The following is a 25466-nucleotide window of genomic DNA, read 5'->3' on the forward strand; positions in this document are numbered from 1 at the left end:
GCGGTCGTCCTCGCGTCGGCGGATCGTCCCCTAGCAGCACGATGACCCTGGACACGGCGGGGTCGGTCGCCGAGCGTGCCCCCACCTCCTGCGGCTACTCTCCGCGCCGTGACCGATCGGCGCCGGCCGCTGGCCGACCCCTCGCTGGTGGGGCTCATCCGGATGCCCGACACCTCCGCCAGCCCGGTGGTGTCGCTGCTCCGCAGGCTCGCCATCGCGTTCGGGGCACTGGCCGCTGCTGCGCTGGTCGTCTACTTCAGCGGCGACGGGTACGTCGACAACAACAGCACCACCCCGATCTCGCTGGGTGACGCCTTCTACTACGCCACCGTGTCGCTGTCGACCACCGGATACGGCGACATCGTCCCCGTCACGCCGGAAGCACGCCTGCTGACGACGCTGGTCATCACACCGCTGCGGCTGCTGTTCCTCATCGTGCTGGTCGGCACCACCGTGGAGCTGCTCACCGAGCGTTCCCGGCAGTCAGTTCGCATCGAACGCTGGAGGTCCCGCGTGCGCGACCACACCGTCGTCGTCGGTTACGGCACGAAGGGCCGGGCCGCCGTCGAGACCCTGCTGGGGGACGGGGCAGAGCCCAAGGACATCGTCGTCGTCGACACCGACCGCACGCGCCTCGACCAGGCGTCGGCGCTGGGGCTGGTGACGGTCACCGGCAACGCCACCCGCTCCAGCGTGCTGCGGATCGCCGGCCTGCAGCAGGCATCGGCGATCGTGGTGGCCACCAACCGCGACGACACGGCGGTGCTGGTCACCCTCACGGCCCGCGAGCTCGCACCGGACGTCCGGATCGTGGCGGCGGTGCGGGAGTCGGAGAACGTGCACCTGCTGCGCCAGTCCGGTGCCAACTCGGTGATCGTCTCCGCGGAGACGGCCGGGCGCCTGCTGGGCATGGCCACCACCACCCCGAGCGTCGTCGATGTGGTGGAGGACCTGCTGACCCCGGACGCCGGGTTCGCCATCAGCGAGCGTCCGGTCGAGGAGTCGGAGGTCGGCGGGTCGCCGCGGCACCTGCCCGACATCGTGCTCGGCGTGGTCCGGGGCGACAACCTCTTCCGCGTCGACGCCTCGGCCGTCGACGCCCTGGAGCGCGGGGACCGGCTGCTCTACGTCCGCAAGGCGACGCTGCCCGACGAGCGCTGATCTCCCTCCTATCCTCTGGGGAGGGTGAGGGCGAACGCCGCGCCCGTACCGGCGGGGGGATCGACACAGCGCACGTCACCCCCGTGGGCCCACGCGATCCCGCGGGCGATCGCGAGTCCGAGCCCGGCGCCGCCGTCGTCGCTCGTGCGTGCCTCGTCCAGGCGGACGAGCCGGTCGAAGATCCGTTCCCGGTCGGCGGGGGGCACTCCGGGGCCGGTATCGGTCACCAGCACCGTCGCGTAGGCGGCCGCCGTCACGGCGACGGTGATGCGGCCGCCCGCGGGGGTGTGGCGCCGTGCGTTGTCGAGAAGATTGCCGAGCACCTGGCCGAGCCGCGCGGCGTCACCCGGCACGACGACGGCCTCGCCGGTCACCTCGATCGTCCGGTCGGGCGCGAGCAGCTGCACCCGTTCCGCCTCCGTGCGGGCCAGATCCAGCAGGTCCACCGGTTCTCGGCGGAGCTCGATCCCGGCGTCGATCCGGGCCAGCGCGAGCAGGTCGTCCACCAGCCGGGCCGCTCGGCGGCTCTCCCGCAGCAGCAGCAGGTTCAGCCGGTCGCGTTCTTCGCCGTCGAGGTGGGGGGCGATCGAGGCCTCGGCCACGGCCTGCACTCCGGCCAGCGGGGTGCGCAGCTCGTGGGCGGCGTCGGCGACGAACTGCCGGGTGCGTGCCTCGGACGCGCGCGCCGCGGCCTCGGCGCCCTCCAGCTCGTCGAGCATCGCGTCGAACGCGGACGCGGTGCGCCCCAGCTCCGTGTCGGTGCGCGACGGGGCGAGCCTGCGGCCGCGGTCGCCACGGGTGATCGAGCGGGCCAGTGCGGTCATCGAGTCGAGTGGGGCGAGCGCGACCCGGGTGGTGAGCAGCGTGACGACCCCGGCGACGGCCAGTGCCCCGAGGCTGAGCAGCAACAGCGTGCGCCGCAGTAGGTTCTGCGCCGCGGTGCTCGGGCCGGCGTCGGCCACGAGCGTCAGCCGTGACCCGTCGGCCAGCGGCTGCTGCAGCACCTGGTCGCCGCGCCCGCGGTCCTCGCCCTGGCCGCCGCCCCAGCGGCCGGGGAACCCGCGTTCGCCCGGCCCGTGCCGCCACGGCGGTCCGGAGGGTTCGTCCTCGTCCGCGTCGCCGTCGTACACATGACCGTCGGGTGCGACCACGACGGCCCGGACCCCGGGTGCCTCGACGCGCCGGGCCACGTCCTGCGACGGCACCCCTTGCGCCACGAGCTGGCCGGCCAGTGCGGCCCGGACGGTGAGCTCGTCGCGCAGGCCGGCGCGGGTCTGGGCGGCGAACACGACGTCGGTGAGCACGGTGACGACCACCAGCACCGCGGCCAGCACCAGCATGCTCAGCGCCGTGACCCGCCGGCGGAGGGAGACGGTGCGCAATCGGGACCCGGCGGGTGGCCTGCCCCTCACGTGGGCGCCTCCGGCCGGTCCCCGCCTGCATCTGTGGCCGGGGCGGTCCGTAGCACGTACCCGAGGCCCCGCACGGTGTGCACCAGCCGCGGCTCGCCCAGCTTGCGGCGCAGGGCCGAGACGTGCACCTCCACCAGGTTCGGGTCGTAGTCGGTGTAGCCCCACACGCGGGTGAGGATCTGCGCCTTGCTGACGACCCGGCCGCGTTGCGCCGCGAGGTAGTCGAGCAGGCGCAGTTCCGTGGCGGTCAGCTCGATCGCGACGCCGCCGCGCCGCACCGAGCCCGCAGTGGCGTCGACCAGGAGGTCGCCGACCTCCACGGTGGACGGCGTGCGTCCCGTCCGGCGGAGCACGGCTGTGACCCGTGCGACCAGCTCTGCCAGCGCGAACGGCTTCACGACGTAGTCGTCGGCTCCGCCGTGCAGACCACGCAGGCGATCGTCCACGGCGTCCCGGGCGGTAAGCATCACGACTCCGGCGTCGCTGTGCCGGCGCACCAGGTCGAGCAGGGCGAAACCGTCGCGTCCGGGAAGCATGATGTCGAGCACCACGAGGTCGGGCCGGAAGGCTTCGAGTTCTTCCTCCAGCGCGCGCCCGTCGGCGCGCCCGCGCGCCACGAAGCCCGCTTCGGCGAGCCCGGCGAGCACCGCGGTCCGGATCGCCTCGGCGTCCTCCACCACGAGTACGCGCGCGGTCATCGTCCCATTCTGCGCTGACCGTCCAGCTGACCCGCTGAAGATCGGCTGAAGGTGTGGTCCGGCTTCAGCCCCGGTTCAGCATGCGCCGCGACCGTCGGTGGTGCCGATTCGATCCGAGGAGGAATCGTGACCAATCCGACCGAACCCCCCACCGTCCAGAACCCGCCGCCGCAGAGCCCCCCACCGCCTGCCGATGGGCCCGCCTCGCGCCGTCCCTGGCGGTCCCGGCTGCGCAGCCGTGGCGTGATCATCGGCGCCGTGATCGTGGCCGTCCTTGTCGCCGGGGGTGTGGCGGCGGCGCTCCTGGTTCCTGACCGGCACCGCGGCTTCGACCGCATCGGCCCGGTCGGCGAGCGCGGCAACTGGGGCGCGCCCTGGCAGGGCCCGGGCGGGCCGGGGGAGGGGCCGTGGGGCGACGGCGGTCCCGGCTGGGGCCCGTGGGGGCACGGCGACCGGTTCAGCGCCCCCGGCGGTCGTGGCGATGAGCACGGTCCGCGTGGCATGGGGGACGCGCCAGTGCTCACCGGCACCGTCGCCTCGGTCGCCGACGGCACCCTCGTGGTGAACGTCGACGGCAGCGGTCAGCGCTCGCTGCGCACCGACGGCGACACCCGCGTCCGCGGCGGGCAGAACAGCGGGCTGGGCGACCTGCAGACCGGTGAGCGCGTCGTCGTCCAGGTGCAGGGGACGGGCGCGACCGCCACGGCCCGTGCGGTGTGGACTCCGCAGGCCCGGGTCGTCGGCACCGTCACTGCACTGACCGGGGACCGCGCCACCCTGACCTCGATCGACGGGCTCACCGTCACCGCGGACGTGGCCGCGCTGTCGCAGAAGCCGGTGGTCGGTGACGTCGTCGTGCTGACGGGCGTGGCCGCCGACCCGAGCACGATCAGAGCGGACGGCATCCGGGTGCTGCCGCGCGCACAGTGATCGCCACGAGATCCGTGTCAGCGCCCCGATAAGGGCGGATGCGCCGATCTCGCGACGATCATGGGGTCGGCCAGCAGGTCGTGCACCACCGCCGTGGCGGCGCCGCGCAGGGCTGCGTCCGCGCCGAGTGCGGAGAACCGGACGTCGACGGCCGGGCGGGAGACGACCCGCACGGCCAGTTCGGCGCGCACCGCGTTGAGCAGCGGCTCTCCGCACCGCGGGTAGATGCCACCCAGCACCACCGCGGGCACGTCGAGAAGGTTGACGGCCCCGGCCAGAGCCACCCCCAGCGCCCGTCCGACGGCCGCGAGCACGTCCGGGGGACGGACGGCGACCAGATCCTCCAGGTCGGCCGTGCCGGCAGCGCGCAGCAGGGCCGTCAGGCCTGCCACGGTCTCGAGACAGCCGCGGCCACCGCAGGTGCACGGCCTGCCGTCCGGCTCGACGACGACGTGGCCGATCTCGCCTGCCCGGCCACTCGCCCCGCGGAAGAGCCGTCCGCCCAGCAGGATGCCCGCGCCCACCCCGATCCCGCCCGAGACGTGGACGGCGTCGGCCGGGCCGCCCGACCACAGCTCGGCCAGCGCGGCCAGGTCGGCCTCGTTCCCGGCCTGGACGGGCAGCCCGAGGCGCCCGCCGAGTTCCTCGCCCACCGCGACGTCCACCCACCGGGGCAGGTTCGGCGCCCGCTCGAGCACGCCGTCCGCCCCGACGACGCCGGGCAGCGCGACCGCCGCCCCGGCGATCGGCAGCCCAGCCTCGGCGACCACCTCCGCGGCGAGCGCTTCGGCCGTCGCGAGCCCGGCGGCGGGCAGCTCGTCCCGGTGGTCCGAGTGGGCCACCCGGCGGGCGCGTACGGCCCCGGTCAGGTCCACGACACAGGCGCCGACGGCGTCCACTCCGATCTCGACGCCCAGCCCGGCCGGGCCGGAGGGATCGAGCTGCAACGGGCTCGCCGGTCGTCCGGTGGCACCGCGGGCGGCGGCGAGCTCCGTGACGAGCCGGGCCGAGATCAGCTCTTCCACCAGCGACGACACGGTGCCGCGCGTGAGCCCCGTGCGGGCCGCGACCGCCGCCCGCGACACCGGGAGCGGCCCGGCGACCTCCCGCAGCACGAGCGCCAGGTTGTGCCGCCGCACCGTGTGCTGCCCGGCCCCGTGGCCGCGCCCCGGCCCACCGGTCGCCCGCTCCCACCCCGCGAGTTGCCCGCCGGATAGGTGCGGGTCAGCCGTCCCGCCGGGGGGCGTGCTCACGCGAGTTGGTGCGCCGTCAGCTCGCGGACCTGCGCGTACCGCTCGCGCACCGCAGGCGTCGGCTCCGCCTCGAACGTGACGGTGTCGGCCGCGGCCCAGCGCGGAGGAGCGGACGTGCCTGCCAGCACCCACGCCGCCTGCCGGGCCGCGCCGTCGGCCACGTAGTCGCCTGGGGTGGGCAGCAGCACCGGCCGGCCGAGCACCGCTGGCGCGATGCGGGCCACCGCGTCCGACCGTGCCCCGCCGCCCACGAGCAACGCCCGCTGCACCGGCACCCCGGCCGCGACCAGCGCGTCCAGTGCGTCGGCGAGACCGCAGAGCAAGCCCTCGACGGCGGCACGGGCGATGTGGGCGGGCGTGGAGTTGGCGAGCGTGAGCCCATGCAGCGCGCCGGTGGCATCCGGCCGGTTGGGCGTGCGCTCGCCCTCCAGGTACGGCACGAGCACCAGCCCGTCCGCCCCGGCCGGAGCGGACAGCGCGAGTCGGGAGAGCTCAGCGTGGTCCACGCCGAGCATCCGTGCCGTGGCGTCGAGCACCCGTGCGGCGTTGAGAGTGCAGACGAGCGGCAGGTGCTCGCCGGTGGCCGAGGCGAAGCCGGCGATGATCGCGGTCTCGTCGGCCGTGGTCGTGGTGGTCACCGCGGAGACCACGCCCGACGTGCCGATGGAGATCACCACGTCACCGCGTTCGGCGGCCAGGCCGAGCGCCGCCGAAGCGTTGTCGCCCGCCCCCGGGCCCAGCAGCACGCCGTCCGGTGTCCGGCCCGCGGGCTCGGCAGGCCCGAGCACCCGCGGGAGGATCACGTCCGAGCGTCCGAGCGCGCGTTCCAGCAGGTCAGGCCGGTACTCCCCGGTGGTGCCGGAGAAGTAGCCGGTGCCGCTCGCGTCGCTGCGGTCGGTGACGAGGTCGGTCAGTACCCCGGTGCCCCGCAGCTTCCAGGTGAGCCAGTCGTGTGGAAGGCACACCGCAGCCGTGGCAGCGGCGTTCTCCGGCTCATGGGTGGCGAGCCAGCGCAGCTTCGTGACCGTGAACGACGCCACCGGCACGAGGCCCGTTGCCGCGGCCCACTCCTTCGCACCCAGCTCGGCGACGAGGTCGGCGGCCGCGCCTGCGGAACGGGTGTCGTTCCACAACAGCGCGGGCCGCACGACCTCGCCGTCGGCGTCGAGGCAGACCATGCCGTGCTGCTGCCCGGCAACGGCCATCGCCTCGACGCCATCGAGACCTCCCGCGTCGGTGATCGCGCCCTGTAGGGCGTCCCACCACGCGTTCGGATCGACCTCCGTGCCGGGCGGATGTGGTGCCCGGCCGGAGCGGATCAGTTCGCCCGTCGTCGCGTCGCGGATCACGACGGTCGACGACTGCGTCGACGAATCGACACCCGCGACGAGATTCATGACCGAGCGCCCAGCAGGTGCTCCACCGCCAGCTGGTTGAGGCGCACGAAGCCGTAGCCACGCTCGCCCGCCTTGACGGCGTCGTAGTCCTCGTATGCGGAGCGGTCGGCCTTCAGGTCGGCCACGGTCTCGCCCGCGTTCAGCGTGGGCTTCGCGAGGTCGGCCACGCCGGACACGGCGAGTGCCTCGGCGACCTCCGGGTCGGCCCGGAACGCCGCGGCGCGCTCCTTGAGCAGCAGGTAGGTGCTCATGTTGGCCGCCGCCGACGCCCAGACGCCCTCGACGTCCTCGGTGCGCAGCGGCTTGTAGTCGAAGTGGCGCGGGCCGTCGTAGCGCGGGCCGCCTCCGGGAGCGCCGTTCTCCAGCAGGTCGACCGTGGAGAACGCGTTGAGCAGGTCGCCGTGGCCGAACACGAGGTCCTGGTCGTACTTGATGCCGCGCTGGCCGTTCAGGTCGATGTGGAAGAGCTTGCCCGCCCACAGCGCCTGGGCGATGCCCGCGGTGTAGTTGAGCCCGGCCATCTGCTCGTGGCCGACCTCGGGGTTCACACCCACGATGTCGCTGTGCTCCAGCTCGGCGATGAACGCGAGCGCGTGGCCGAGGGTGGGCAGCAGTATGTCGCCCCGGGGCTCGTTCGGCTTGGGCTCGATGGCGAAACGGATGCCGTAGCCCTGCTCCTTGACGTACGCGGCGAGCAGGTCGATGCCCTCGCGGTAGCGGTCGAGCGCGGCGGCGATGTCCTTGCCCGAGTCGACCTCGGCGCCCTCACGACCGCCCCAGAACACGTAGGTCTTCGCACCGAGCTCGGCGGCGAGGTCGAGGTTGCGGATCACCTTGCGCAGCGCGAAGCGGCGCACGCCCCGGTCGTTGCTGGTGAACGCGCCGTCCTTGAAGACAGGGTGGGTGAACAGGTTGGTGGTCATCATCGGGACGACCAGCCCGGTCTCGCTCAGAGCGGCCTTGAAGCGCGTGACGATGCGGTCGCGCTCGGCCGCGTCGGCACCGAAGGGGATGAGGTCGTCGTCGTGGAAGGTGACGCCCCACGCCCCCAGGTCGGAGAGCTTGTGCACGGTCTCCACCGGGTCGAGTGCAGGCCGGGTGGCGTCGCCGAACGGGTCGCGGGCGGGCCAGCCCACTGTCCAGAGTCCGAAGCTGAAGCGGTCCTCGCGAGTGGGCTGCGGCATCGCCGACTCCTTTTGTTCGGGCATCGTACAAACTCGATCACGGTAGCCTCCCCGAGGTGCGTCTGGCTACGTGGAACGTGAACTCCGCCCTCTCCCGGCTGCCCCGGCTGCTGCCGTGGCTGGACGAGCGCGCCCCCGACGTCGTCTGCCTGCAGGAGACGAAGCTCTCCGACGAGGCATTCGCCGAGTCGTTCGCCGAACCGCTCGCAGAGCGCGGCTACGCCGTGGCCCACTACGGGGAGGGCCGCTGGAACGGCGTGGCGCTGCTCTCCCGCGTCGGGCTCGACGACGTGATGCGCGGGCTGCCCGGCGAGCCGCGGTTCCCGGCGCCCGAGTCGCCCGCCGAAGCACGGGCGATCACCGCCACCTGCGACGGCCTGCGGGTCACCTCGGTGTACGTGCCGAATGGGCGCACTCCCGAGGACCCGCACTACCTCTACAAGCTGGAGTGGCTCGCGGCGTTGCGTGAGTCGATCGGCGCGCCGGCCACGGCCGTCATCGCGGGGGACATGAACATCGCCCCCACCGACGACGACGTGTGGGACCCATCGCTGTTCGTCGATTCCACGCACGTGACGCCCGCCGAGCGCAAGGCGCTGGCGGAGATCAAGGGCCGCGGGCTGCACGACGTGGTACGCGATCGGTGGCCGACCGAGCGCGTGTTCACCTACTGGGACTACCGCGCCGGCCGGTTCCACAAGGACCTCGGGATGCGTATCGACCTCGTGCTCGCCGGCGCCGACCCGGCCGGGCGCGTCGCGGCCACCTGGGTGGACCGCAAGGCACGCAAGGGCAGCGGGCCGAGCGACCACGCTCCGGTGATCGTCGACCTGGACGTCGCACCCGACGGCGACGTCGGCCCCGTGGTGCCTCCGCCCTCGACGCCGGCGAGGCTGCCGCACCGCTCCTGAGTTCCTCAAACTTTGCCGGTCACGGCCCCGCCTGCGACACTCGACCGATGTCGGGGCCGTACGCACACCCGCAGACCGGCCCGCCAACCCCCAATCTCGGGGCTCCGCGTCTGATCGCCGCGGCGTTGCTGGTGGTGGCGGCGGCGCTCGCCGTGGGCGGAACCTTCCTGGCACTCTCGGTGCGTCGCTACGACTTCGGCCTCCCCGGCGGCACGGTCGTCTTCACCACCGGGTGGGCCGTCAGCATCGTGGGCGCCCCGGGGATGTCGAACCCTCCGGGCGCCGCTCCGCTCGGCATTCCGGTCGTCGTGGCTGCGGGGCTGGCAGCAGTGGCCGCGATCCTGCTGCTGCTCTCCGTACGCAGATCGGGTGACCACGTGCTGGCCCGGATCGCCGGCATCGGGGCCGTGGGACTGCTCGTCGGCAGCGTTTGGATCATCTGGATCGAGCTGTTCACCCTTGCCAGCAATGCCGCGGCGGCCGTGAGGGACGGTTCGGACGGTGGATTCCACCCCGTCGTCGTCTTCGGTGCGGGCGCCTGGCTTCTCCTCGCGGCCGCGCTGCTCGCGCTCATCTGCATTCCGCTGCTGGCGATGCCCCCCGCTGATGCCGCTTCCGCGGGGGGCCGCGTCCCGTACGGGGCGGACCAGGAGCCCACCTCGCCGTGGTCACGGTCGCCGGGTCGCGCCGACGCGCCGCCGGCCCCGCCGGAGACCCCACCGGCCGGCGTTTCGTCCGTGTGGCCGGAGACCCCGCCCGCCGGTGCGCCGCCGGTCCCGCCAGTCACGCCGCCGGGTGGCGTTGCGCCGGTCCCGCCGGGCGCCCCGCCTGGTGGTGTTGCGCCGGTTCCGCCGGGCACCCCGCCGGCTGGTGCTCCGCCTGTGCCCGGCGACTCGCCGGCGCACGAGCCGCGTCAGCCCTGACCGACCCTGACCGGCGCGACATGGACACGTATCGCTGAATCACGACCCGCGGAACAGCGGCGTGTGTCCATGTCGCGGGGGCCAAACCCACTCGACCTCAGCGCGGGGCCGAGGCTCGGCCGGCCACCAGGGTGCCCAGCACGGCCATCGCGGTCAGCACGGCGACCAGCAACGGTAGTGCCGCCGCCGGCGTGCCGAGCAGCGCGAGCAGCGCACCGCCCGCCCCGATCATCGCCGCGGTGGTGAGCTGGTCCGCGATCTGGGCCGCCGACGAGTGGAAGCCGACCTCACCCGCCGCCGACTGCTGCAGGAGCAGGAAGGACATCGACGAGAAGCCCAGCCCCATCCCGGTCCCGGCGACCACCCAGAACGGGAGCGCGAGCCACGGCAGCCCCCACGACGGCGCGACGAGCAGCATGCCTGCCGTTCCCACCGCGAGCAGGAGGAAGCCGATGCGCAGCAGGACGGTGCGGGAGAGGTCCGGGTGCCGTCCCTGCCACGCCGATGCCGCCGACCACCCGAGCGACCCCACGATCAGCGGGACACCCGCCATCGCCAGCGACCAGCCGTGGGTGCCGTTGAGCATCAGCGGCAGGTACGCGTTGACGGTGAAGAAGATCCCGGCGAGCAGGCCGCGCGAGAGCACGACGGTCGGGATCCCGCGCCCGGCGCGGAACACCCCACGAGGGAACAGGCGAATCAGCGCCGGGGCCAGCACCACGATCGCGATCCCGGCCACGACCGCGGCGACCACGCCGCCGTGCTGGGAGGCCCAGCTGAGCGCGGCGACACCGGCCGCGGCGCCCAGCGCGCCGAGCACGAGCCCGCGTCGTGCCGGGGTGACCTCACGCTCCGGGTCGGGCGGCTCCAGCCGGCGCACGGCCGGGACGACGAGGGCAACGGCCAGCAGCACGAACGGCACCAGACCGAGGAACACCCAGTGCCACGACACCGTCTCGGTAACGAGGCCCGAGATGGGCGGGCCGAGCAGCGCGGGCAGCACCCAGGCCGAGGAGATCAGCCCGAAGACGGCCGGCCGGGCCCGCTCGGGGTAGACGGCCGCGACCAGGACGTACACGGCCACCGCCTGCGTGCCGGCGCCGAGCCCCTGCAGCACACGTCCGATGAGCAGCTGGGTCATTCCGGTGGCCGTGCCGGCGACGAGCAGGCCGAGGCCGAACAGCAGCGGCGCCGCGACCAGCGGGACCCGCGGGCCGGCTCGGTCACACCACCGGCCACCGAGCACCGTGGCGAACACGGCGGCGGCCATGAACGCGACGAAGGGCCATGCGTAGAGGGACACGGCGCCGATGTCGGCGACGAGCGCGGGCATGGCCGTGCCGACGCCCATCGACTCGAACGCCACCAGGCTGATCAGCAGGACGATGCCGATGGTGGTGGCACGACGGTCAGGTCCGAACAGCTCGGTGCGGACGGCGCTGGGCGCGGCGGCTGTGGTCACACAGAGAATCGTGCAACCTCACCTCGGGTTCAGGTCAACACGGTTGGTGTGGCCCACAATCGGACGAACGGCATTTCGTGCCATGAACCATGGCGGATCCGTCGTTCGCTCGGGCCGGGTGAATCCCGGTACCCCCGCGTGGCAACCTTTCCTCGTGAGTACCGGCACCGCAGCATCAACCGAGACACCCGAGGCCCTTGCCGTGCGAGAGGCCGCCCTGCGCGCCGCCGCGGCGGCACCGGGCGTCCGGGCGGCGGGCGCCGCGGCCGTCGATGCTGCGCTGCGCACGGCAGCGGAGCTCATCCGGGAGCGCAGCGCCGAGCTTCTCGCCGCCAACGCCGCGGACGTCGAGGCCGCCGAGCGGAACGGGATGGCCGCCGGCCTGCTCGACCGGCTGCGCCTCGGTCCCGAGCGGCTCGCCGACATCGCCCACCAGCTGGAGGTGCTCGCGAGCACGCCGGAGCCGCCCCTGCAGCGCGAGGTCAGGACCCTGCCGAGCGGTGAGCGCGTGTTCGAGCGGCGCGTGCCGGTCGGCGTCATCGGCGCGGTGTTCGAGGCGCGCCCGAACGTCACAATCGACGTCGCCTCGCAGGTGCTCAAGGCGCGCAGCGCGGCGGTGCTGCGCACGGGGTCGGCAGCGCTCGGGTCGGCCCGTGCTCTCGTCGATCTCGTCATCGCGCCCGCGCTCGAGCGGCACGGTGTTCCGGCTGGCGCCGTGCAGCTCGTCCCGACGCCGGGGCACGCGGGCGCGGAGGCGCTGGTCGGGCTGCCCGATCTCGTGCCGCTGGTGGTGGTGCGCGGCAGCGGCGAGGTCACCCGCAAGCTCTCCACGCTCGGCGCGGCCGCCGGCACACGGGTGCTCGCCCACGCCGACGGCGGCGGCGTCCTCTACCTCGACGCCAGCGCCGACGAGGCAGACGTGACGCGGCTGGTCACCGAGAGCACCGACCGGCTCGGTGTCTGCAACCGGCTCAACCTGCTCCTGATCGACCGCCCTGCGTACGACCGGCTGTGGCCCGTGGCCGAAGCCGCGCTCGAGGCCAGGGAGATCACGCCGAGCCTTCCTCCGTACGAGCACTCCCTTGGCCACGAGTGGGCGCTCGACTCCGGCGCGGAGTCCCACGTCACGGTCGCGGCGGTCGACGGGCCGGTCGACGCCGCCATCACCGCGGCGCGGGAGACGTCCGGGCTCGCCGCCACCGTGTGCGCCGCCGACGAGACCGCCGCCACGGCGTTCATCGACGCCTATACCGGCACGGGGGTGTTCTGGAACGCCACCACCCGGCTGCTCGACGGCTACAAGCTCCTCGGCCTGCCCGAGACCGGCATCAACGTCGACCACACGCCTGGCCCGCGCGGGCCGGTCACCTACCTCGATCTGTCGTTGCGCCAGTTCGTGGTGCTGCCCCCGGCCTGACCGAGGCGGACGTCGCGGGCCGTGCAGCCGAACCGTGCCTTGAAGGCCCGGCTGAAGTGCGAGGCATCGACGAACCCCCACGAGAACGCGAGGTCGCTGATCGTGCGGTGGCGCAGCGAGGGGGCGCAGAGATCGGTGCGCACCGCGTCCAGCCGTTGCGCCCAGATCCACTCCGAGAGCGAGCACGGTTCCCCGGCGAACGCGCGGTGCAGGGTGCTCACCGACGTGTGCAGCCCGGCTGCGATGGCGGCGACGGTGAGGCCCGGGTCGCGCAGCCGGGCACGGACGCATGCCTTGATCTGCTCGCGGCGCGCCGCCAGCTCGGGTTCCGGCACGGGCGCGTCCGGGGCGGGGAGCTGAGGCCTGCCACGACGATGTGCTCGACACTCTGTGCGACCGCCGCCGCGGCGGCCGGTTCGAGCACCCCGATGTCGGCGGCGAGAGTGCGGATCATCTCGATCATCAGGTGGCCGGCTCCGCGTGAGCCGTTGACCCCGCGCGCCGTGAGCTCCGGTGCGGTGCGCAGCTGCGACCGCAGCGTCGGACCGGGAAGCATGAGCACGTACTGCTGAAAGTCGGAGTCGAAGCGCAGCTCGTACGGACGGGTCGAGTCGTAGAGCGCGAAGTCGCCCGGCTGCAGCATCGCGGTGCGCCCGTCCTGCACGATTGCGCCGACGCCCTCGGTCTGGATGCTCACCAGGAAGTAGTCCTCGGCCGCGGTCGCGATGAGCGACGGCGTGCGCCGCACGTGCTGCGCCGTGGCCGTGACGCGGGAGAGCTCCAGGGTGGCGAGGGAGTCGACCCGGATGTCGCCGACGACGTCGCGGCCCGGGGCGTCGCAGGTGAGCCGCACGTAGGCGTCCGAGACGGCCTCGTTCCAGTACTCCAGCCGTTCGCGTGCGTGCACCGTCTCGGTGGTCAACACCCGCGCCATGATCCGACGGTAGGGAGGTGCGCGAGGCCGGGCAAGACAGTGCGCCGCAGAGTCAAGACAACGGACACACACGAACCATCACGGGGCCGCCGGACTCGGCACTCTTCCCCGGCATGAGCATCGAGCACCCGCGCTTCCGCGCCGCCGCCGTGCAGGTCGCGCCCGCCTTCCTCGACCTGGACGCCGGAGTGGACAAGGCGGTGTCCCTGATCGGGGAGGCTGCCGCGAACGGGGCGCAGCTCATCGGCTTCCCGGAGACCTGGCTCCCCGGCTACCCCTGGTTCATCTGGCTCGACTCGCCTGCCTGGGGCCTGCAGTTCTTCCAGCGCTATCACGACAACTCCCTGGCCTACGGCACGCCGCAGGCCGAGCGGCTGGCCGCGGCGGCCCGCGAGCACGGGATCACGGTCGTGATGGGTCTCTCGGAGCGCCAGGGCGGAAGCCTCTACATCTCGCAGTGGATGATCGGGCCCGACGGCGAGACGATCGCGAAGCGCCGCAAGCTCAAGCCCACCCACGTCGAGCGCACCGTCTTCGGCGAGGGGGACGGCAGCGACCTGTCCGTGTACGACACGGCGCTCGGCCGGCTCGGTGGGCTCTGCTGCTGGGAGCATCTGCAGCCGCTGTCGAAGTACGCGATGTACGCGCAGAACGAGCAGGTTCACATCGGGGCATGGCCGAGCTTCTCGGTCTACCCGGGTGCCGCGTACGCGCTCGGCCCGGAGGTGAACACCTCGGCGAGCCGGATCTACGCCGTCGAAGGCAGCTGCTTCGTCGTCGCCCCGTGCGCGACGGTGTCGGCCGAGATGGTCGAGCTCATGTGCACCGACGACACCAAGCGTGCGCTGCTGCAGGCCGGCGGCGGTTACGCCCGGATCTTCGCGCCGGACGGACAGCAGATGCACGAGTCGCTCGCGCCGGACGCCGACGGGCTCGTCTACGCCGACCTCGACCTCGGCATGATCTCGCTGGCCAAGGCCGCAGCGGACCCGGCAGGGCACTACGCCCGTCCCGACGTCACGCGCCTGCTGCTCAACAAGACCCCTGGCGACCGCGTCGTTCCGTTCGCCGCGCCGGGCGTGGAGATCGAGGCGGAGCTTCCGCTCGCCGCCACCCGGGCTCACGCGGAGCTGTGACGTGGAGTCCGCCATCCCCGGTCACCTGATCACCGACCGCACCCGCCCGCGCCGCGTCCCCGACGACTACGCCCCGCCGTATCCGTCGTTCGTCGCGCGGTCGCGGCCGCAGGTGCGCCAGGTCGTGATGGCCTACCTCGGCCTGCAGTTCCGCGGCGAGCGGCCCGCGAGCGCGTTCGATGTGCTCGACAGCGCGTTCGTGGGCGCCGACGGCCCCGGTCACCACGACCGCGCCCAGGAGACCGCCCCCGACGGCACGACCGACGTCGTCTCGATCGCGTACTGGGACGACCCAGCGGCATTCGAGCGGTGGTTCGCGGCGCACCGCGAGTCATGGCTCGGCGACGCGGTGCGCGACGGCCACGGGCGATGGGCCGAGGTGCTGCGGCCCACGGTCGAGAGCTACGAGACCCTCTTCTCCTCGCTTGGCCGACCGGAGGGCGTCGCCGTGCTCGCCGACGGCTGGAGCGCAGAGGTGCAGGAGCACGGTTACTGGGGCGGGATGCGCGACCGGATCCCGCTGTCGCAGACCGACGCGCTCGCGCCCGGCGGCGCCCCGGTCGTCGAGCGCGACGGCGGGCGGGTGCGGATCCGGCCGCACGAGGGCATCTGCCTCATCCGGTCCGGACAGGACTGGACCGGTGCCGACGGCTCTGAGCGTGCGATGTACCTGCAGGACGTCGAACCGGTGCTGCGGACAGGGATGGAGTTCCTGCGCGACAACGGCCGCGCGATCGGGTGCTTCAGCAACCGGTACCTGACTGTCCTCGCGAGTGGCGAGCCCGTCGACCGGACGTTCGGGATGAGCTATTGGCGCAGCTTGGACGCGCTGGAGCGCTGGGCGGAGTCGCACCACACGCACGTCGCGATCTTCGGCGCCGCCATGCGCTACCTCTCGACGCTCGGGCCGGCGGCCCGCCTGCGGCTCTACCACGAGGTGTCGGTGGTGAGGGCCGGCGAGGCCTCCTTCGAGTACGTCGACTGCCGTGAAGGCACCGGCCTGCTCGGCGCGTTCGCTGAGGATCCGCTGTGACCGTTCGTGAACGGTGGGGAAACCCGCATTCCGGACGGATCGCGCTCCTGTCAAGCTGATCGCATGGCGACGACGGTGGGGACACAGCCGACCTGGTATCTCTTGCGCAACTCGGGTGAGGCGCGCCCGCGGGCCTCGATGCGCACCAACGTCGTCACCACCGTGCTGTCGGTGTGGTTCACTCTCGGCCTGTTCCTCGACGCCTACGCTCACTCCACCTTTCCGCAGCTCGAAAGCTTCTTCACGCCGTGGCACGCGGTCTTCTACAGCGGGTTCGCGGTCACGGCCGGCTGGATCCTGTGGACGGTGTGGGGCCACGTGCAGGAGGGCAGGCGCGGCATCGCCGCGGTTCCGGGCGGCTACGGGATGACGATCGTGGCGCTGCCGGTGTTCGCGGTGTCCGGCGGTGCCGACCTGGTGTGGCACGAGGTGATCGGCATCGAGACCACCACCAACATCTTCTTCAGCCCCAGCCACCTGGGCCTGATCGGCAGCATGGTCGTCATCCTCACGAGCCCGCTGCGCGCCGCGTGGTCCGATCCGGATCTCCCCGCGCGGCCGTCGCTGCGGGCGCTGCTCCCCGCCGTGCTCACGCTGTCGTTCGCCACGAGCCTCGTGCTGCTGTTCCTCACCTACGGAAATGCGCTGCTGATGTCCCCTTCCGGGGTCGTGGCCATGTTCTCCAGCGTCGAGGACGGCAACTCCGGAATGCTCGCCACGCGCATCGTGCTCACCGGCCTCGTGCTGCTCGCGCCCCTGCTCCTGCTCGCCCGGCGCTGGCACCTGCCCGTCGGCACAGCGACGATCGGGTTCGCGATCGCGGCGCTGATCTCCGCCGTCCTCATGTCGTTCGAGCGTTTCACCATCCCGATCGCGATCGTCGCCGCTGGCGTCCTCGTCGACCTGCTGGCGCTGTGGCTGCGTCCGAGCGCCGACCGGCGTGCCGCTTTCTGGCTGTTCGGCGCGCTCGCGGCGCTCGTCACGTGGGCGGTCTACATCGGGACGGCGGCGGTCACCACGGGCAGGCTGCCCACGATCGTGGAGTTCTGGACCGGCATGCCGGTCATCGCCGCTTTGCTGGGCTGGGCGCTGGCCGCGCTCATGCTGCCGAATGCGATCACTGCGTCCGAGCGGGTCGCCGCCACCTCCGACTAGATTCGGGGCGTGCCTGCCGTAGAGCTACACAGGACGACGCTGCCCAATGGCATGCGGGTCCTGGTCGTCCCGGATCCCGCCACCCCCGTCGTCGGCGTCGCGGTGCACGTCGACGTCGGTTTCCGCTCGGAGCCGGAAGGGCGCACCGGGTTCGCGCACCTGTTCGAGCATCTGATGTTCCAGGGCAGCGAGAGCCTGGAGAAGCTCGCCCATTTCCGGCACGTGCAGGGTTCGGGCGGAGTGTTCAACGGCTCCACGCACCAGGACTACACCGACTACTTCGAGGTACTGCCGGCCGCGGCTCTGGAGCGGGCGCTGTTCCTCGAGGCCGACCGGTTCCGGGCCCCGAAGCTGACGGACGAGAACCTGCGCAACCAGGTCGACGTCGTCAAGGAGGAGATCCGGCTCAACGTCCTGAACCGGCCCTACGGCGGGTTCCCGTGGATCCTGCTGCCGCCGGTCCTCTACGACACCTTCCCCAACGCCCACAACGGCTACGGCGACTTCTCCGAGCTGGAGCAGGCCTCGGTCGAGGACGCCGCCGCCTTCTTCGACACCTACTACTCGCCGGGCAACATCCAGGTGACCGTGGCCGGCTACCTGGACGTCGACGAGGCGCTGCGGCTGGTCGAGAAGCACTTCGGGGACATCCCGGCCCGGCCCGCCCCGGTCCGCCGGTCGTTCGCGGAGCCGCTTCCCACCGGTGAGCGCCGCCAGGTCGTCACCGACGCCCACGCCCCGCTGCCCGCCTTCGCCCTCGGCTACCGGCTCCCCGACCCGGGTGCCGACCTCGAGGGCTACCTCGGCCACGCGCTGCTGGGCTCCGTGCTCGGCGCGGGCGAGGCTGCCCGGCTACAGCGGCGGCTCGTGCACGTCGACGGGCTCGTCACCGACGTCTCGGCCGGTGCCGGGCTGATGGGCCCGCTCGACGCCCGCGATCCCGACACGTTCACGATCACCGCGGTGCACCCCGCGAACGTCGACCCCGACCGCGTGCTCGCCGCCGTCGACGAGGAGCTCGACAAGCTCGCCGCAGAGGGACCGAGCACCGAGGAGCTCGCCCGGCAGGTGGCCCGCTGGTCGGCAGGCCTGCACCAGGAGAACGACCGCGTGATGTACCGGATGCTCGGCCTCGGCGCCCGCGAGCTGCTGTACGGCCGCGCCGAGATCGCCGTCGAGCTGCCCGACCGGCTCGCCGCCGTCACGCCCGAGCACGTGCGCGCGGCTGCGGAGGCGCTGCGCTCGTCGGGGCGCGGTGTCCTGCTCGTCGAGCCGACAGCCGCCCAGGAAGGCACGAAATGACCGCCACCGAGCAGCACACCCCCGGGCAGGCCGTCCCCGGCGAAAATCCCCGCCACCGCAGCGCGGAGGAGATCGGCCGCACCGCCGCCGGCCCCCGCCCGCTGCCGCCTCTCGGCCCCACCCGCGCCGTTCCACTTCCCGACGTGGAGGAGCGCACCCTCGACTCGGGGCTCCGGGTCCTCGTCGCACACCGCCCGGGCGTGCCGATGGTCGAGCTGCGGCTACGCGTCCCGTTCGCAGGCGACGAGCCCACGCACCCGGCGGTGAGCGAGCTGCTGGCGTCCACGCTCCTCACCGGCACCACCACACGGGACCGCGTCGGCATCGACGACGAGTTGGCAGCCGTCGGAGCCGATCTCGGCGTGAACGTCGACCCGGAACGTCTCCAGGTCGGCGGCCACGGGCTCGCTGACGGCCTGCCCGATCTCCTCGCGGTACTGGGCGACGTCCTCACCGGGGCCACGCACCCCGACGCCGAGGTGACGCGCGAGCGCGCCCGTCTCGTCGAGCGGATCTCGCTGGCCCGTTCCCAGCCGCGCACGATCGCCCGGGAGGCGTTGCAGCGCAAGCGGTTCGGCGACCACCCGATCACCCGCGAGATGCCCACGGGGGAGGAGGTCACGGCCGTCACGGCCGAGGAGGTGCGCGCTCTACAGGCCGCGTCGCTCGTGCCGCGGGGATCGATCCTCACGCTCGTCGGCGACATCGACACCAGCGCGGCGATCGCGCAGGTCGAGAAGGCGCTCGGCGGCTGGACGTCGGAGGCCGTGGCCCGCGAGCTCTCCCCACCGCCTGCCATCCGGGCCGACGACCTGCAGCTCGTGCACCGCGCGGGATCCGTGCAGTCGCAGCTGCGGCTGTCGGCGCCCGCGCTGCGCCGCCACGATCCGCGCTACGCGGCGCTCCAGCTGGCCAACCTCGTGTTCGGCGGCTACTTCTCCTCCCGCCTGATGGAGAACATCCGCGAGGACAAGGGCTACACCTACGGCGCCCACTCCGGCATCGAGTTCGTCCCGCAGGGAGCCGTGCTCGGCGTCGAGACCGACGTGGCGAGCAACGTCACCGCCGCCGCGCTGCTCGAGACCCGCTACGAGCTGGGCAGGATCACCGCGGTTCCGCCCACCGACGCCGAGGTCGAAGCCGCCCGCAGCTACGCGGTGGGATCGCTGCTGATCTCCCTGGACAACCAGGGCGGCCTGGCCTCCACGCTCGCCGCGCTTGCCGCCGACGGGCTCGGTATCGACTGGTTGCGCGCCCACCCCGCGCGGCTGGAGTCGGTCACCACGGCACAGGTGGCCGAGGCGGCACTGGAGTTCTTGGCACCCGCCGCGTTCACCGGGGTCGTCGTCGGCGACGCGGACGTGATCGGGGCCGGCGTACGGGCGCTCGGGGGGATCTCCGACTGATGACCGCGTTCGCCGGCTTCCGGCTGCTCGCCCCGCCCATCCTCTCCCGGTCGGCCGTGCTGCGCGACGAGCCGCTGCGCACCGACGTCGAGCGCCAGCTACGGGGCTGGCACGCGGCGCAGCTCGTCGTCGTGGACGACAAGGGCCGCACTCCCGTCGACTGGGGCGGCGGGCAACCACCCACGGGGCCGTGGGACTCCGTGCGCGACCAGGTCGCCCGCCTGCGTACGCGCCCCACCACGGGCGACGCTCCGCCCGAGAACGCTGTGCTGCTCGGCGAGGCCGACGACGTGCAGTACTGGGCGGAGCGCGGGCAGCCCGACCTCGCCGCGGGAGACGACCCCGCCGAATGGGCCGACCTGCGCACCGCCGGAGCCGCGCTCGACGCTCTCGGCGCCGGCCTGCTCACCGGCGCCGTCGCCGTCCTGAACTGGCATGACGCCGCGCGCTTCTGCGCCCGTGACGGCTCGCCGATGCACCCCGGCCACGCCGGTTGGCACCGGGTCTGCGAGGCGAGTGGCCACGAGGAGTACCCCCGCACCGACCCCGCCGTGATCTGCCTCGTCCACGACGGGGCGGATCAGGTGCTGCTCGCGCGGCAGCCGGTCTGGCCCGAGGGCCGGTTCTCGGTGCTCGCCGGGTTCGTCGAGGCGGGCGAGTCGCTCGAGGCGTGCGTGATGCGGGAGATCCACGAGGAGGTCGGGGCCGCGGTCCGGGACGTCCAGTACCTGGGCAGCCAGGCCTGGCCCTTCCCGCGTTCGCTCATGGTGGGGTTCCACGCCCTCGCCGACCCCGACATCCCCCTGGTGCCCGCCGACGGCGAGATCGCCGAGGCGATGTGGGTGACCCGCGAAGAGCTGCGCGCTGCACTGGACCACGGCGACTGGAGCGCCGAACAACAGGAACCGACGAGGCGACTCCTCCTACCAGGCCAGGTCTCGATAGCAAGATCAATGCTGGAAAGCTGGGCAGCCCTGACCTGACCGCGCAGCCGACGGCACATATGGCGTGCGGTCGGCACACATTGCGGACGGTGTGTGCGGAGACGGGAGCGTGTGTGCGGACTGGGTTGTCCACAGGTTCGTACGTTTGGCCTCCCTCGTCGGGTTTGTTCGCCAGGCTTTTCCTCGTGGAGTTGCCTGAACTGCATCGCCGTTCTCAGATGCTCGCTGCGGGGTTCGCGGACGACGAGGTGCGCCGACTCGTCCGGGTCGGAGAGCTCACGCCCGTCCGGCGCGGGGCCTACCTGCGTGGGCCCGCGCCGGACGACGTCGTCGTGAGGCACGTTCTCCAGACCCGCGCCGCGATGGAGGTTCTGTCGCACGACGCCGTCGTCAGCCATATCTCGGCGGCGGTGCTGCACCGGCTCCCCATCTGGGCGGTCCGTCTGGACCGCGTGCACGTCACCAGGTCACGGCGCACGGGCGGCCGCTCGGGCGCACGGGTCCACGTGCACACTGCTGGGCTGGACCCTGACGAGGTCGTTCTGATCGCCGGGCTGAAGGTCACGTCGCTCGCCCGCACCGTCATCGACCTGGCGCGCACGCTCCCGTTCGAGAAGTCGGTGGTACTGGCCGACGCCGCGCTGTCACTCAGACGCATCGATCGGGTCGACCGGGCGGCCCTCCACACCGTTCTCGAACGCGCCCGCCGCTGGCCGGGTACTCCGGGCGCACGGCGGGTCGCCGCATTCGCGGACGGGCGGAGCGAGAGCGTCGGGGAGTCTCGGAGCAGGATCGCGATCGTCGCAGCGGGGCTGCCCGATCCGGTGCTGCAGTGGGAGGTACGGCGGTCCGGAGACGGCGGATTCATCGGCCGCGTCGACTTCGGCTGGCCGGAGCTGTGCACGGTCGGCGAGTTCGACGGCCTCGTGAAGTACGGCCGCGTCGCAGGCACTGATCCCGCTGATGTCCTCGTGGAGGAGAAGCGCCGCGAGGACGCCCTACGCGCCGAGGGCCTGGCGATGGTCCGATGGACCTGGGTCGACCTGGCCGACTTCACCCCGGTAGCAACCCGCCTACGGTCGCGCTTCGGCTACTGAGCGAATGCACAAGTACATGGCACACATGCAAGTGCCACTGCACACACCATCGACGGTGTGTGCAGTGGCAGCAAGATGTGTGCGGTGCTCGCCTTATGCCGCCAGGTCGGCCAGCTTCTCCGCCACCACCGCGAACGGGGGGTTGGTCAGTGCGGTGCCGTCAGCGAAGACCACCGTGGGGACGGTCTGGTTGCCGCCGTTGACCCCCTCCACGAACCGGGCCGCCTCAGGGTCCCGCTCGATGTCGACCTCGGTGTAAGCGATGCCGGCCTGATCCATCTGTAGCTTGAGCCGGCGGCAGTAGCCGCACCACGTCGTCGAGTACATCGTCACCTCAGCCATGCCGGTAGAACGACCGGCGCCCGTTCTGTCTTCCCCGGGTGTCAGGATGGTCGGGTGAGCGCGCGCCTCGTCCCCGACGCCCCGGAGTCCGGCCTCGACGACGAGCAGCTCGCGGCGGTCACCGCACCACGGGGGCCGGTCTGCGTGCTGGCAGGCGCGGGCACGGGCAAGACCCGCACCATCACCCGGCGCATCGCGCATCTCGCGCGCACCGGCCATGTGGCGCCGGGTCAGGTCCTCGCCGTCACCTTCACGGCCCGGGCGGCGGGGGAGATGCGCACGCGGCTGCGGGCGCTCGGGGTTGCGGGCGTTCAGGCACGCACGTTCCACGCGGCCGCGCTGCGCCAGCTCCGCTATTTCTGGCCGCGGGTGGTCGGCGGCGACCAGTGGCAGCTGGTCGAAGGCAAGGTGCGGATCGTCGGGCAGGCGGCCGCCCGTGTGAAGGCGGGCACCGATGCCGCGTCGCTGCGTGACCTCGCCGGTGAGATCGAGTGGGCGAAGGCGAGCCTCGTCACCCCGGACGGGTACGCGGCAGCTGTCGCGAAGCTGCGCCGGGACACACCGGGGCCCGCCGAGCAGGTGGCCGCCGTGTACGCCGGCTACGAGGAGCTGAAGAACCGCGCCGAGCTGCTCGACTTCGACGACCTGCTGCTGCACACCGCCGCGGCGCTGGAGGAGCACGGCCCGGTGGCGGAGGAGTTCCGCGACCGCTACCGCTGCTTCGTCGTCGACGAGTACCAGGACGTCACGCCGTTGCAGCAGCGCGTGCTCGACGCGTGGCTGGGGGAGCGCGACGACCTCACGGTGGTGGGCGATGCCAACCAGACGATCTACACCTTCGCCGGCGCCAGCCCCCGCTACCTGCTCGACTTCCCGCGCCGCTTCCCGGAAGCGGCCGTCGTGCGGCTGCAGCGCGACTACCGGTCCACCCCGCAGGTCGTCTCCGCCGCCAACACGCTGATCGGCTCCGCCCGTGGGCGCGTCGCGGGCACCCGGCTGCGGCTGATCGGGCAGCTTCCGCCCGGGCCGGAGCCTGACTTCGCCGAGTACGACGACGAGCCGGCCGAGGCCGCCGCCGTGGCCGCGCAGATCAAGCGGCTCGTCGCCGACGGCACCCCGGCCGCCGAGATCGCGGTGCTCTTCCGGATCAACGCTCAGTCCGAGGTCTACGAGCAGGCGCTCACCGACGTCGGCGTGCCGTACCAGGTCCGTGGGGGCGAGCGGTTCTTCTCCCGCCCGGAGGTGCGGCGCGCGATGACCGCGCTCCGTGTCGCCGCGCCCGGGCGGGCAGGCGACGACGTCCCGCTCATCGACGCCGTCCGCGCGATCCTGGCTCCCGTCGGGCTCACCCCGGAGCCGCCCGGTGGTGCCACGCAACGGGCACAGTGGGAGTCGCTGCTCGCGATCGTCGAGCTCGCGGAGGAGCTCGTGGCGGTGGAGCCCGAGGCCGACGTGCGCCGGTTCGCCGCCGAGCTCGAGACGAGGGCCGACGCCGCCCATCCGCCCACCGTGCAGGGCGTCACGCTGGCGTCGCTGCACGCCGCGAAGGGCTTGGAGTGGGATGTCGTGTTCCTCGTCGGGCTCGTCGACGGCACGCTCCCGATCCAGCACGCCGACGGCGACGACGAGGCGATCGAGGAGGAGCGCAGGCTGCTCTACGTCGGCATCACGCGGGCCCGTCGCCGGCTCGCCCTGTCGTGGGCGCTGTCCCGCCAGCCCGGTGGTCCACGACGGCGGAGGCGCAGCCGTTTCCTCTATGGGCTGATTCCTGAGGAGCACTCGGCTTCGCGCATAGCGAACGGATCGAGCCGCGGTGGCCCGCGGCCACGCTGCCGGGTGTGCGGCTCGCCGCTGATGGGGGCCGACGCGCTGAAGATGCGCCGGTGTACAGAGTGTCCGTCCGATGTGGACGTCGAGCTGCTCGACCGGCTCCGCGGCTGGCGCAGCGAAGAGGCGCGTGAGCAGCAGGTTCCGGCCTATGTGGTCTTCACCGACGCCACCCTCACTGCGATCGCCGAGCAGCGGCCCACCGACAACGCGGCGCTGGTGCGGATCCCCGGTATCGGCGCGCGCAAGCTCGATCGCTACGGACCGGCTGTGCTCGCGCTCGTGGCCGACCTGGACGTCGCAGATAGTTGATCCAAAAAGTTCCCCGTAAATCAGTTGTGCGGTCTGTCCGGGTGTCTCTAACGTATCCGCCGACGGACCTCACCAGCCCGTCTTCTGCTGCGACTTCGCCCGCGAAGGGGGTGTTCCGAATGATCACGATGACGCGCGACCTCGCCGGGATCTACGGCACCCGTGTGCGAGCCGGGTCTGTGATCACCATGGGCTCCCTGCACCGCTCCGCGCGCGTGTGGCAGCAGATCCCGGCGCTCGGCGTCTTTGACAAGAACAAGGGTGTCAGCCCGACCGATAACAGCACAGGTGTGTCCGAAGTGGAGTGTCGCCAAACGTAGGCGACCTCGCCACCGGCCCGAAGAACCAAGGCCGCGGACCCACACCGGGATCCGCGGCCTTTTTGTTTGTCCTGCCTGACCACATCACTCAGGAGGTTGAGGTGCTAGTCCGATCAGCTCCGTTGGACGGCGGAGTGATCAGTTCCGAACAGCTCGGTGGCGAGACAGTCGCCGGGATGGGGTCTCTCCTCGACGCGGCGCCGCGTACGGGGTCTGACCTGCCGTGTCGCTCCGGCGACGCGGACCTGTGGTTCGCCGAGGCTCCGGCCGAGCTGGAGTTGGCGAAGTCCCTCTGCGCGCAGTGCCCGATCCAGGCCGAGTGCCTGGCCGGGGCCCTGCGCCGGGAGGAGCCATGGGGCGTCTGGGGCGGTGAGATCTTCCTGCGCGGGGTCGTCATTCCGCGCAAGAGGCCTCGAGGCCGCCCGAGCAAGGCCGCACTGGCCCGCGACCGCGAGTTCGCTGCGGCTGTGTCCGCCTGATCTGCCCCACCCCGTTGGCCCTCCGAGGGCCACACCGAAGGAGACCGATTCCGATGACCGACTTCATGCCGCCGGCCGCACACGCGCTTCCGCGACCCGTGGTCCTGCACCGAGAGGGAACTGAGATGTTGCTCCACGAAGCCCTTGCCCGATCCCGACAGCGGGAGGCCGAACAGGCTGCCCGTGACTACGCACTAGCCCGCCGGCTCACGGCGGGTCGCCGGTGGGCCTCGCTCGCCGGCTTCGCCGCCCGGCGCGCCGAACTCGCGCGCGCCGACGCTGGTGCTGCCCCGCTCCACCGCGGTTCCGGAACCGCGGTGAGCGGGCTCCGCGGCGCTCTCCGATAAGCGCCGCACGGTGACGACGGCGCCCCGGCCGGACGCGGCCGGGACGTCGTCGGCGTCCGCATGCATTTCCGTCCATCTCTGAAC

At 72.7% G+C, this 25466-nt stretch carries 25 protein-coding genes; 15 read left to right on the forward strand and 10 right to left on the reverse strand.

Features of this window, described 5'->3' with window-relative positions; translation table 11 throughout:
• Window positions 1-162 precede the first annotated feature (162 nt).
• The gene (locus tag ACQPZQ_RS05675; protein ID WP_433299039.1) at window positions 163-1161 is read left to right on the forward strand and encodes a potassium channel family protein; all 999 of its coding nucleotides are present in this window, start codon (window positions 163-165) and stop codon (window positions 1159-1161) included.
• Between the two features lie 8 nt (window positions 1162-1169).
• Here the strand turns inward: ACQPZQ_RS05675 and ACQPZQ_RS05680 are convergent, their stop codons facing one another.
• Window positions 1170-2573: a HAMP domain-containing sensor histidine kinase gene (locus ACQPZQ_RS05680; RefSeq protein WP_433292724.1), complete on the reverse strand. Its 1404-nt coding sequence runs from the start codon at window positions 2571-2573 to the stop codon at window positions 1170-1172.
• Window positions 2570-3271 (reverse strand): response regulator transcription factor, encoded by a 702-nt coding sequence (locus ACQPZQ_RS05685; RefSeq protein WP_433292726.1) that lies wholly within the window; start codon window positions 3269-3271, stop codon window positions 2570-2572. Before ACQPZQ_RS05685 ends, ACQPZQ_RS05680 begins: the two co-directional genes overlap by 4 nt.
• A 126-nt stretch (window positions 3272-3397) precedes the next feature.
• Between ACQPZQ_RS05685 and ACQPZQ_RS05690 the strand changes: the two genes are divergently transcribed.
• Window positions 3398-4201, forward strand: a complete 804-nt coding sequence (locus tag ACQPZQ_RS05690; protein WP_433292728.1) for a hypothetical protein — start codon at window positions 3398-3400, stop codon at window positions 4199-4201.
• Between the two features lie 17 nt (window positions 4202-4218).
• Here ACQPZQ_RS05690 and ACQPZQ_RS05695 read toward each other — a convergent pair whose 3' ends face one another.
• The 3 genes from ACQPZQ_RS05695 to xylA are packed head-to-tail and all read right to left on the reverse strand — an operon-like array spanning window position 4219 to window position 8035.
• Window positions 4219-5454: an ROK family transcriptional regulator gene (locus ACQPZQ_RS05695; RefSeq protein WP_433292730.1), complete on the reverse strand. Its 1236-nt coding sequence runs from the start codon at window positions 5452-5454 to the stop codon at window positions 4219-4221.
• On the reverse strand, window positions 5451-6851 hold the full coding sequence (xylB, locus tag ACQPZQ_RS05700; RefSeq protein WP_433292732.1) for a xylulokinase: 1401 nt from the start codon (window positions 6849-6851) through the stop codon (window positions 5451-5453). The genes ACQPZQ_RS05695 and xylB overlap by 4 nt, the downstream gene beginning before the upstream one ends.
• Window positions 6848-8035, reverse strand: coding sequence for a xylose isomerase (gene xylA, locus ACQPZQ_RS05705; protein ID WP_433292734.1), 1188 nt, complete (start codon window positions 8033-8035; stop codon window positions 6848-6850). The genes xylB and xylA overlap by 4 nt, the downstream gene beginning before the upstream one ends.
• 56 nt (window positions 8036-8091) lie before the next feature.
• Here xylA and ACQPZQ_RS05710 point away from each other — a divergent pair, with 56 nt between their 5' ends.
• Entirely contained in the window at window positions 8092-8946 is an 855-nt protein-coding gene (locus tag ACQPZQ_RS05710) for an exodeoxyribonuclease III (protein ID WP_433292736.1), read from the forward strand.
• A 47-nt stretch (window positions 8947-8993) separates the two neighbouring features.
• Window positions 8994-9869: a hypothetical protein gene (locus ACQPZQ_RS05715; protein WP_433292738.1), complete on the forward strand. Its 876-nt coding sequence runs from the start codon at window positions 8994-8996 to the stop codon at window positions 9867-9869.
• 97 nt (window positions 9870-9966) lie between these two features.
• Here the strand turns inward: ACQPZQ_RS05715 and ACQPZQ_RS05720 are convergent, their stop codons facing one another.
• Window positions 9967-11331, reverse strand: coding sequence for an MFS transporter (locus tag ACQPZQ_RS05720; RefSeq protein ID WP_433292740.1), 1365 nt, complete (start codon window positions 11329-11331; stop codon window positions 9967-9969).
• Between the two features lie 154 nt (window positions 11332-11485).
• Between ACQPZQ_RS05720 and ACQPZQ_RS05725 the strand changes: the two genes are divergently transcribed.
• Complete coding sequence (locus ACQPZQ_RS05725) at window positions 11486-12748, forward strand: aldehyde dehydrogenase family protein (protein WP_433292742.1); 1263 nt, start codon at window positions 11486-11488, stop codon at window positions 12746-12748.
• On the opposite strand, the gene ACQPZQ_RS05730 is transcribed toward ACQPZQ_RS05725, so the two are convergent.
• Together ACQPZQ_RS05730 and ACQPZQ_RS05735 are read right to left on the reverse strand one after the other, a co-directional pair.
• Window positions 12700-12969 carry a helix-turn-helix domain-containing protein gene (locus ACQPZQ_RS05730; protein WP_433292744.1) on the reverse strand — a complete coding sequence of 90 codons (270 nt, stop codon included), beginning with the start codon at window positions 12967-12969 and terminating at the stop codon, window positions 12700-12702. The genes ACQPZQ_RS05725 and ACQPZQ_RS05730 overlap by 49 nt on opposite strands.
• The gene (locus ACQPZQ_RS05735; protein ID WP_433292746.1) at window positions 12966-13682 is read right to left on the reverse strand and encodes a cupin domain-containing protein; all 717 of its coding nucleotides are present in this window, start codon (window positions 13680-13682) and stop codon (window positions 12966-12968) included. The genes ACQPZQ_RS05730 and ACQPZQ_RS05735 overlap by 4 nt, the downstream gene beginning before the upstream one ends.
• A 113-nt stretch (window positions 13683-13795) precedes the next feature.
• On the opposite strand from ACQPZQ_RS05735, the gene ACQPZQ_RS05740 reads away from it, so the two are divergent.
• The 7 genes from ACQPZQ_RS05740 to ACQPZQ_RS05770 all read left to right on the forward strand — a co-directional run bounded on the left by ACQPZQ_RS05740 (window position 13796) and on the right by ACQPZQ_RS05770 (window position 21755).
• Window positions 13796-14818, forward strand: a complete 1023-nt coding sequence (locus tag ACQPZQ_RS05740; protein WP_433292748.1) for a carbon-nitrogen hydrolase family protein — start codon at window positions 13796-13798, stop codon at window positions 14816-14818.
• Between the two features lies 1 nt (window position 14819).
• Window positions 14820-15851: a phenylacetaldoxime dehydratase family protein gene (locus tag ACQPZQ_RS05745; protein ID WP_433292750.1), complete on the forward strand. Its 1032-nt coding sequence runs from the start codon at window positions 14820-14822 to the stop codon at window positions 15849-15851.
• 63 nt (window positions 15852-15914) lie between these two features.
• A complete protein-coding gene (locus tag ACQPZQ_RS05750) occupies window positions 15915-17006 on the forward strand; it encodes a hypothetical protein (RefSeq protein WP_433292752.1) in 1092 nt (363 codons plus the stop codon).
• Between the two features lie 51 nt (window positions 17007-17057).
• Entirely contained in the window at window positions 17058-18308 is a 1251-nt protein-coding gene (locus ACQPZQ_RS05755; protein ID WP_433299041.1) for a M16 family metallopeptidase, read from the forward strand.
• The gene (locus ACQPZQ_RS05760; protein WP_433292754.1) at window positions 18305-19714 is read left to right on the forward strand and encodes a M16 family metallopeptidase; all 1410 of its coding nucleotides are present in this window, start codon (window positions 18305-18307) and stop codon (window positions 19712-19714) included. The genes ACQPZQ_RS05755 and ACQPZQ_RS05760 overlap by 4 nt, the downstream gene beginning before the upstream one ends.
• Window positions 19714-20697 (forward strand): NAD(+) diphosphatase, encoded by a 984-nt coding sequence (gene nudC, locus ACQPZQ_RS05765; RefSeq protein WP_433292756.1) that lies wholly within the window; start codon window positions 19714-19716, stop codon window positions 20695-20697. Before ACQPZQ_RS05760 ends, nudC begins: the two co-directional genes overlap by 1 nt.
• Before the next feature lie 146 nt (window positions 20698-20843).
• Entirely contained in the window at window positions 20844-21755 is a 912-nt protein-coding gene (locus ACQPZQ_RS05770) for a type IV toxin-antitoxin system AbiEi family antitoxin domain-containing protein (protein WP_433292758.1), read from the forward strand.
• Between the two features lie 93 nt (window positions 21756-21848).
• Here ACQPZQ_RS05770 and ACQPZQ_RS05775 read toward each other — a convergent pair whose 3' ends face one another.
• Complete coding sequence (locus ACQPZQ_RS05775) at window positions 21849-22097, reverse strand: mycoredoxin (protein ID WP_241034998.1); 249 nt, start codon at window positions 22095-22097, stop codon at window positions 21849-21851.
• A 54-nt stretch (window positions 22098-22151) separates the two neighbouring features.
• On the opposite strand from ACQPZQ_RS05775, the gene ACQPZQ_RS05780 reads away from it, so the two are divergent.
• From ACQPZQ_RS05780 to ACQPZQ_RS05790, 3 genes are all read left to right on the forward strand, one after another.
• A complete protein-coding gene (locus tag ACQPZQ_RS05780; protein WP_433292760.1) occupies window positions 22152-24236 on the forward strand; it encodes an ATP-dependent DNA helicase UvrD2 in 2085 nt (694 codons plus the stop codon).
• Window positions 24237-24355: 119 nt separating this feature from the next.
• On the forward strand, window positions 24356-24556 hold the full coding sequence (locus ACQPZQ_RS05785) for a hypothetical protein (protein ID WP_433292762.1): 201 nt from the start codon (window positions 24356-24358) through the stop codon (window positions 24554-24556).
• Window positions 24557-24657: 101 nt separating this feature from the next.
• The gene (locus ACQPZQ_RS05790) at window positions 24658-25035 is read left to right on the forward strand and encodes a WhiB family transcriptional regulator (RefSeq protein ID WP_379660400.1); all 378 of its coding nucleotides are present in this window, start codon (window positions 24658-24660) and stop codon (window positions 25033-25035) included.
• A gap of 194 nt (window positions 25036-25229) precedes the next feature.
• On the opposite strand, the gene ACQPZQ_RS05795 is transcribed toward ACQPZQ_RS05790, so the two are convergent.
• Complete coding sequence (locus ACQPZQ_RS05795) at window positions 25230-25448, reverse strand: hypothetical protein (RefSeq protein WP_433292764.1); 219 nt, start codon at window positions 25446-25448, stop codon at window positions 25230-25232.
• Window positions 25449-25466 lie beyond the last annotated feature (18 nt).

Source organism: Pseudonocardia sp. CA-142604 (assembly GCF_050948475.1).
GTDB lineage: Bacteria > Actinomycetota > Actinomycetes > Mycobacteriales > Pseudonocardiaceae > Pseudonocardia > Pseudonocardia alaniniphila.